This is a genomic window from Frankia sp. AiPs1, assembly GCF_023716945.1.
GTDB lineage: Bacteria > Actinomycetota > Actinomycetes > Frankiales > Frankiaceae > Frankia.
Genome location: NZ_JAMQQF010000639.1, coordinates 1 through 3,270 on the forward strand (window position 1 = coordinate 1; position 3,270 = coordinate 3,270).

3 protein-coding genes and 1 pseudogene are annotated in these 3,270 nt (G+C 74.8%); 2 read left to right on the forward strand and 2 right to left on the reverse strand.

From position 1 onward, the window contains the following. Together ND748_RS28680 and ND748_RS28685 are read left to right on the forward strand one after the other, a co-directional pair. Window positions 1–516, forward strand: a pseudogene (locus ND748_RS28680) (serine/threonine protein kinase); the annotation flags it as partial. Window positions 517–715: 199 nt separating this feature from the next. Then, a complete protein-coding gene (locus ND748_RS28685) occupies window positions 716–1,105 on the forward strand; it encodes an SHOCT domain-containing protein (protein ID WP_251749310.1) in 390 nt (129 codons plus the stop codon). Between the two features lie 50 nt (window positions 1,106–1,155). On the opposite strand, the gene pgl is transcribed toward ND748_RS28685, so the two are convergent. Both pgl and ND748_RS28695 read right to left on the reverse strand, forming a co-directional pair. Next, a complete protein-coding gene (pgl, locus tag ND748_RS28690; protein ID WP_251749311.1) occupies window positions 1,156–1,953 on the reverse strand; it encodes a 6-phosphogluconolactonase in 798 nt (265 codons plus the stop codon). Next, on the reverse strand, window positions 1,950–3,182 hold the full coding sequence (locus ND748_RS28695; protein WP_251749312.1) for a glucose-6-phosphate dehydrogenase assembly protein OpcA: 1,233 nt from the start codon (window positions 3,180–3,182) through the stop codon (window positions 1,950–1,952). Before ND748_RS28695 ends, pgl begins: the two co-directional genes overlap by 4 nt. Window positions 3,183–3,270 lie beyond the last annotated feature (88 nt).

Consider the following 3,270-nt stretch of genomic DNA (forward strand, 5'->3'; position numbering starts at 1 on the left):
GCGTCGAAGCGGCGTCCGGCAGATGCGGCCCCGCGGCCGGGGCCGAGGGGGGTGCGCCCGGGCCGGCGCCTGGCCGGCCTGATGTTCGCCGCGCTGCTGCTGGTCGCCGCCGTGGCGGTGGGGATCCTGCTGGTGACCCGCGGCGGCGGGGACGGTTCCGCGGGGCCGGGGAAGGCCGGCGCCCTGCCCGCCGGCATGATCGGGCGGTGGCGGGGCACGGTCGCGCAGGACCAGGTCTCGTATCCGGCGGAGCTCACGCTGACCGGCGGCCGGGTGGGCGCGACGCTCGGCCGCTCCTGGAACACGCGCGACGGCTGCGCGGCGGACCTGCGACTGATCGACGTCGACGGCGCCGAGGCCCATGTCGCCGAACGGCTCACCGCGGGCGCCGGCGTGTGTGCCGCGAACGAACTCGACGTCCTCGTGCTGCACGCCGACGGCACCCTCGGCTACGACTACCCGGCGTCCCCGTTCTCCGCCGGCGGTCATGCGGTGCTGCGCCGCGTGCCCGGGTGACGCCGGCGCCGGCGCGATCGCCCAGCGTTCACCCGAGTGCCGGCGGCGGACGCCGGATTCCACCCCCGGCAGGTGACCGGGCACGACGGCGGGGCGGGCGCGGGCGGGTATGACCCGGGCCTCGGCCCGCAGCAGGCCCCACGCGGACCGGCGGCCGTGCCCCGGATCCGGGGCGACGGTCCTGACTGGAGGTGCCGCGGTGGATCCCGATTTTCCGTTGCTGAGCGTGTTTCTCTACATGGTCTGGTTCTTCGCCTTCGTCCTGTGGCTGTTCCTGCTGTTCGCGGTGATCACCGACGTGTTTCGCAGTGCGGATCTGTCCGGCTGGGCGAAGGCGGCCTGGACCGCCGCGATCGTCGTGCTGCCCTGGCTCGGCGTGATCGTCTACCTCATCGTCCGCGGTGGCAACATGCACGAGCGCAGCCGTGTCGCTGCGGAGCGCGACGAGCGGGCGTGGCGGGCGTACCTCGAGCATGCTGCTTCCCCGGCGAGCAGCGCCGACGAACTCGGCAAGCTCGCGGATCTGCGCGACCAGGGCATCATCAGCGACGCCGAGTTCGAACGCGGCAAGACCCGGATCCTCGCCTGAGCGAGACGACATCGTGACGCACCCGGCCGACCCGCCGGCGGATCAGCGGATCAGCCCCGGGTCGGCAGTCGGGAGGCGGCCGCCCGGTCGACCAGCCACAGGGTGCGTTCGCGGCCCACGGCTCCGGTTGCCGGGATGTCGATCGGCCCGGCACCGGAGAACGACGCGGCCACGGCGTCCGCCTTCTCCTCACCCGCGACGATCACCCACACCTCGCGGGCGGACTGGATGGTCGGCAGGGTCAGGGAGAGGCGTTCCGGCGGCGGCTTCGGGCAGTCGTGCACGGCCACCACCGGCTCCGTGGCCACGACCGCCGGCGAGTTCGGGAACAGCGACGCGACGTGCCCCTCCGGGCCGAGACCGAGCAGTACGACGTCGAAAGCGGGGACCGTGGCGCCCGGCGCCGCGCGGCCGGCGAGCAGGGCCGCATACTCCGCCACCGCCGACTCCGGGTCGGCGTAGCCGGACGCCGCGGTGGCGCCCTCGACGTCCCCGCCGGCCGTCTGGGCCGCGTGGTGACCCATCGGGAACACCCGCTTCGGGTCGACCCCGATGTGGTCGAGCAGCGCCTCGCGGGCCTGCCGGTCGTTGCGGTCGGGCGAGTCCGCGGCGACGAACCGCTCGTCGCCCCACCAGACGTCGACCCTGGACCAGTCGACCGCGTCGATCGCGGGGCTGGTCCGGACCGCGCGCAGCAGCGCGATGCCGATGCCGCCGCCGGTGAGTACCACCGACGCCTCGCCGCGGGCCGCCTGCCCGTCGATCAGACGGGTGATCAGCCGGGCGGCGGCGGCACGGGCGAGGACGCCGGCGTCGCGATGCGGGACCAGCTGTGGCTCGGCCGTCATGCGCCGCCCGCCTTCGACTGGTCCTTCTTCCCCTTGGGCGCCGGTGAGGCCTTGGGTGCCGGTGAAGCCTGAGTTGCGGGTGATGCCTGAGTTGCGGGTGATGCCTGAGTTGCGGGTGAGGCCTGGGGTGCCGAGGCCGAACCGGCCTGGGGTGCGCCGGCTGGCTGGGTCGCGGTGGCTGCCTGGGTTGCCGTGGCTGCCTGGGACGTCGCCGCGGCCTGGGCGGCGCCGCCGGTCGCCGCAACCGCGCTGGTGACCGGCCCGGACTTGTCCATCGGGTCGCGCCAGATGTGTTCGCGGTGCGGCGAGCGGTCGGCGAGGTGCGCCAGGCCGCTCCAGGTGCCCAGCGCCTCCCCGAAGACCTCGTCGTCGTCGAGCCGGCGCAGCTCCTCGGCGAGCAGTTCACCGACGCCACGGCCCGGCAGCGGCAGGACCCGGTCCGGGTAACCGGACCGGGAGATCGTCGCCGTGCGGGAGTCGGTCCGGGAGATCCCGAGTTCGGACCCGCCGAAGGACACGGTCACCTTCGTGATGTCGGGACGGGTCCCGACCTCCTCGACGGACACCGGGATGCCGAGCCTGCTCTGCAGCCAGCCGGCGAAGAGCTGGGCGCTCGGGTTGGCCGGCCCGGAAGTGATCACCGCCGACTCGGGCCGGTCGCTGACGGTGTCGAACGCCGCGGCGAGCAGGGTCCGCCACGGCGTCAGGCGGGTCCACGACAGGTCCGTGTCGCCGGGGGCGAAGTCCGTCGCCCGCTGGAACAACGCCGACAGCGGATCGGGGGAGGCGGTGACGTCGGTGACGCGGCGGTCGGCGAAGACGCCGAGCGGATCGTAGGCGATCCGGGCCGGCGGCTCGTCGTGCCACCAGGTGACCACCGGGGCGTCCGGGGCGAGCAGCGGCAGCACGACCGACTCGGCGTGCAACGCCAGGCGCCCCGACATCCGCATGACGACCGCCTCACCCGGGCCGAGCCGACCGCCGATGGAGACCTCGGCGTCCAGCCGGGGGTGCGGCGACTCGATCTGACGGCGCACCACGATGAGCAGCCGGCACGGGTGGGCGGAGGCCGCGAGCGTCGCCGCGCCCTCCGCCTCGCTGACGTGCTTCTCGTCGACGACGGCGACGAGGGTGAGGGCCAGCCCGAAGGCCAGCGCCCCGGCCGCCCGCCGTTCGGCGGAGAGGGCCTTGACCACCTCAGAACCGGTGGTGTCCCACAGCGTGGTCACGAGGGGCTCCTATCCGTCCGCGGGAGTGGGCCGGCGGCCGGCGTGGAGCCTCGGCCGACGGGAGGGTGCACGCCGTGGTGGCCGGCCG

Excerpts from the sequence above, each read along its gene's own strand:
- pgl (WP_251749311.1), bottom strand. The coding sequence starts at position 1,953 with ATGACGGCCGAGCCACAGCTGGTCCCGCATCGCGACGCCGGCGTCCTC.